Annotated in this window: 3 protein-coding genes and 2 pseudogenes; 3 read left to right on the top strand and 2 right to left on the bottom strand. The window is 52.1% G+C overall.

Annotation, left to right across the window (positions count from 1 at the left end):
- On the bottom strand, positions 1-377 hold a 377-nt coding region (gene tnpA / locus A3AY_RS0126585), incomplete at its 3' end, for an IS66-like element accessory protein TnpA (RefSeq protein ID WP_026203856.1).
- A 203-nt stretch (positions 378-580) separates the two neighbouring features.
- Here tnpA and A3AY_RS36200 point away from each other — a divergent pair.
- Positions 581-1193, top strand: a pseudogene (locus A3AY_RS36200) (aldehyde dehydrogenase family protein); the annotation flags it as partial.
- On the opposite strand, the gene A3AY_RS41590 reads toward A3AY_RS36200, so the two are convergent.
- Positions 1192-1281 carry a LysR family transcriptional regulator gene (locus tag A3AY_RS41590; protein ID WP_083926047.1) on the bottom strand — a complete coding sequence of 30 codons (90 nt, stop codon included), beginning with the start codon at positions 1279-1281 and terminating at the stop codon, positions 1192-1194. The pseudogene A3AY_RS36200 and the gene A3AY_RS41590 overlap by 2 nt on opposite strands.
- 491 nt (positions 1282-1772) lie before the next feature.
- On the opposite strand from A3AY_RS41590, the gene A3AY_RS0126570 reads away from it, so the two are divergent.
- Complete coding sequence (locus tag A3AY_RS0126570; protein ID WP_018328719.1) at positions 1773-3200, top strand: amidohydrolase family protein; 1428 nt, start codon at positions 1773-1775, stop codon at positions 3198-3200.
- A gap of 89 nt (positions 3201-3289) precedes the next feature.
- Positions 3290-3592 (top strand): annotated as a pseudogene (locus tag A3AY_RS36195) (twin-arginine translocation signal domain-containing protein); the annotation flags it as partial.

Raw genomic sequence — 3592 nt, 5'->3', positions numbered from 1 at the left:
GCAATCCGGACTGTCGCACCGCCAATCTCAAGCTCGATGGCCGCGCTCGTCGAAGCCCTTTTTGTTAAACGCCGCACTTTCGCCGCTGCAGGTTCTTTGAGAACATCGACAATCGCGGGGACGAACATGGGAGTAGCCTCAGCCGCATTGTGCTCGTGTTTCCGCAAAAGCCGCCGCCAGGTGAACAATTGCTGCGGCGAAAGATCATGCCGTCGCGCCACTGCGCAAACCGTCACATCGGTCGAATAGCTTTCCGCGACAATCTGCGCCTTCTCTTCATCGCTCCAGTCGCGACGACGCCCGGTTCCCGTGAAGACCTCGAACCGCCGCACCGGCTCTTCGTCCCTCGTTTTAAGCGTAAGCTCTGAAATCGTCATAAGTCCAAGCCCTCGTTGGGTTTGAAACATCAACGATTAGCCTGTGATCCGGAAGGTGGAGCCGAGACGACGCTTACGGTAAAGCCGAGCTCCGGAAGCGATGACTTCGGGTTCTACTCGGGTTGCGTGCCTTAACTTTACGTCAAGTGGGCAAAGGGTGAGGGGTTTGGCCTCACCCTGCTCGAAAACCATACCCGCCGCTCATGCCGGCGCGCCTGCCGCCCATATGTGATTACAGTCCGTTTGACGGCTATCTGGTCGGATCGATCGACACAACCGAGGCATCCGACGTCGACAAACTTGTCGCTCGTGCCCGTCGCGGAGCCGAACTCTCGCGCAACCTGCCGCGGCACAGGCGGGCAAGCGTTCTCAAAGGTGCTGCACAAATTATCGAGCGCCGCCGCGATGCCATTTCGCGAGACCATCGTACGCGAAGCCGGAAAGACGATCGTTCAGGCACGCAAGGAAGTCAGTCGCTGCGTCAATACGCTAAAACTCTCTGCCGATGTAGCAAAGCGCGATGCAGGGGAGATCATCCCTTTCGACGCGTTTGCTGGATCAGAGCAGCGTCAGGGTTAGTTCACGCGTAAACCGCTCGGTATCATCACCGCTATCACGCCATATAACGATCCGCTGAACCTGGTCGCACACAAGCTTGGTTTGGCGATCACAGGCGGCAACGCCGTGCTACTGAAGCCGTCGAATTTGACGCCATTCTCCGCCATCAATCTCGTCGATGCCCTTTTGGAAGCCGGACTCCCTGACGATGTCATCACCATTGCNCACGGTGACAGGGAACTGGTTACTGCCTTGCTTATTGGGTCATATTCAATCGCTGTGCCGCGCCAGAAAAACTTCCGAGCGTGGCAACCGACGTAAAAGTCCTCAAAAGTCCTATGTCCATTGTGTTACCCACTTATTCAGCTCGCGCATATATTCATAATAGAAATCGAATTATCTTCAACTGTCTACATGATAATCTGGAGGCGTCGCGAGTAACGGTACGAAAATGATTATAGAACTGAATACGCCACTGGCAGGTCACAACGCGCTCATCCCTGGTTCGACAACAGGCTTGTGCCAGGACATCGATCGGGCATTTGCGAGATGTGGCGCCCGCGGCCTTAAGACCCGTTCAATAAGGCGAAACAAGAAACGGTCGAAGGCGGCGCAAAACTGCATACGAACCGCAAATCTGCATGATCGCGTCGTGAAGTGGCTACTATTCGCCGATTTGCGTTGATTGGATTTGGTATTCTGCGCATCGCCGGTGGGCGAAAGCAGGAGGCAATCTATCGCCGATTTTTGTGAAACTTCGACGTCATATAACTGAGTATAAAAGTGCAGTTTTACAAAAACCAACTCGCTACGTGACGGTATGGGAGAAATTGTAATATGGCTGAAATCAGCAACGGTTTTGCGAGCGCTGCCAACAAATCGAGGTCGGACAAGTCAAACGCTAGTGAAAAGCTAGCTCATTTGCCACTCTTCCTAAAGCATCAGCAGCCCGAGTTCGAAAAGATATTCGAAGCGGTAGATGCGATGCCACTAGACGACACGCATTGTCATCTCGTAACTGACAGAGATGCTATCACCACCCCGAAGAGATTCCTCGAGCGCATATCGTTGGCTGGCTATGCTTTTCCAGCTTACTTCCCTGATGGCGTTTATGAGCAGTGGCTGAATAGTGACGAAGGCGCCAAGCAAGCATTGAACAGGAAGTACGACATCCAGTCGAAGGTGGATGCCATGACGTATGACTTGTCTCAGAGTATATTTATTAAATTTCTCACTAAAGAGATGGCGCAGTTCTTTAATTGCGAGCCAAGGCTTGAGGCGGTGATAGAAGCTAGAAACGCTAGGGGCCGCGAGAACTATTGGGGTTATGTTAACGACCTTTTCAGAGACGTTAATCTCGAAAATATCATTCACGACACAGGTTATATGGAAGGAGTCGGCAAAGCCGAGATCGATGCATTCGAAAAAGGTATAGAGCCGTGCAGAGCACACCGCATCGCGCGGATCGAGGCCATTCAGGAAGAGCTGTTCGGCCTGGACATAACTTTCGAAGAGTTCGAAGCGCGCTATACCACTCGGTTGCTTGACATCATGGACGGCGACGGAAACTTTGGCAAAAAGTCCGTTGGAATGAAATCATATTTGCTCCCGGACATCGGCCTCATACGTCCACTTTACGATCGTACACTGGCGGCAAACTCTTGGGAAGACCTGAGGAGGTCCCACTCGGTACGAGCTAAAATGGACCGCGAGGCTTCGGCAAATGTCACGAAAGATCTCTGCAGGTACACATTCACCTTGACGTTAGAGGAATGCCTCAAGCGTGACCTGCCTATGCAGATTCATACAGGCGATGGTGAGGCGCCCTACGTAATCCTTCGCAACCAGGACCCCTTTTTCCTCGAAGAGGTCGTTCGGTTCGACAAGGATAACATGATGCGGATGCCAAAGATTATTCCGCTTCACGCAGGGTATCCTTCGGTAGGTAAAGCCGCTTGGCTAAGCCACCTATACCCAAACTGCTATTTTGAGTTGTCCATCATGACGCCTTTTGTGCATCAAAGTCTCTATGAGCGGTACAAGCAAGTGCTGGAGGCAGTGCCAATCTCCAAAGTGCTTTACGCGAGTGATAACTACCACCTCCCAGAGTTATTCTGGATTTCAGGTCGCTGGGGAAAACGATATTTGTCACAGGCACTTGCCGATTACGTCATCGGGGGCAGCCTCACCTTCGACGAGGCCACTGAAGCCGCCAGCATGATTCTCCATAAGAATAACAGAGCGCTTTATAAGCTCGATCCGTGAGGGCCCAGGCAAGGCTTTCATGAGTAACTGCTTGCCTGGGCGCAGAATCCGGGATCGACGAACAACCAACAAAAAAGGTGGAACAGCAAATGTCACAGCAAGACGACCATTTTAACAAAATTAAAGTAGAAATCTCGCGTCGCCAAATAATGAAGGCTGCTCTTGCGGGGGGAACCGCACTTCTCGCGCCTTCATTTGCTTGGGCTCAGACCGCATCTGGCCTACTTCGCGTTGGCATCCGCCAAGAGCCGGATTCCTTTAATCAGCATACCATGCAGTTCGTTGTGAGCTTTGAGATTTTGTCACTCGTTTACGAAATGTTGGTTGGTCGAGGTATCGATGGCAATTTGACAAACTCAGCCTTGGCGGAGAGCTGGACGCAATCAGATGAT

Origin of the sequence: Rhizobium giardinii bv. giardinii H152, from assembly GCF_000379605.1 — a bacterium.
Taxonomy (GTDB): domain Bacteria; phylum Pseudomonadota; class Alphaproteobacteria; order Rhizobiales; family Rhizobiaceae; genus Pararhizobium; species Pararhizobium giardinii.
This window is presented reverse-complemented; position numbering and strand designations above follow the sequence as displayed.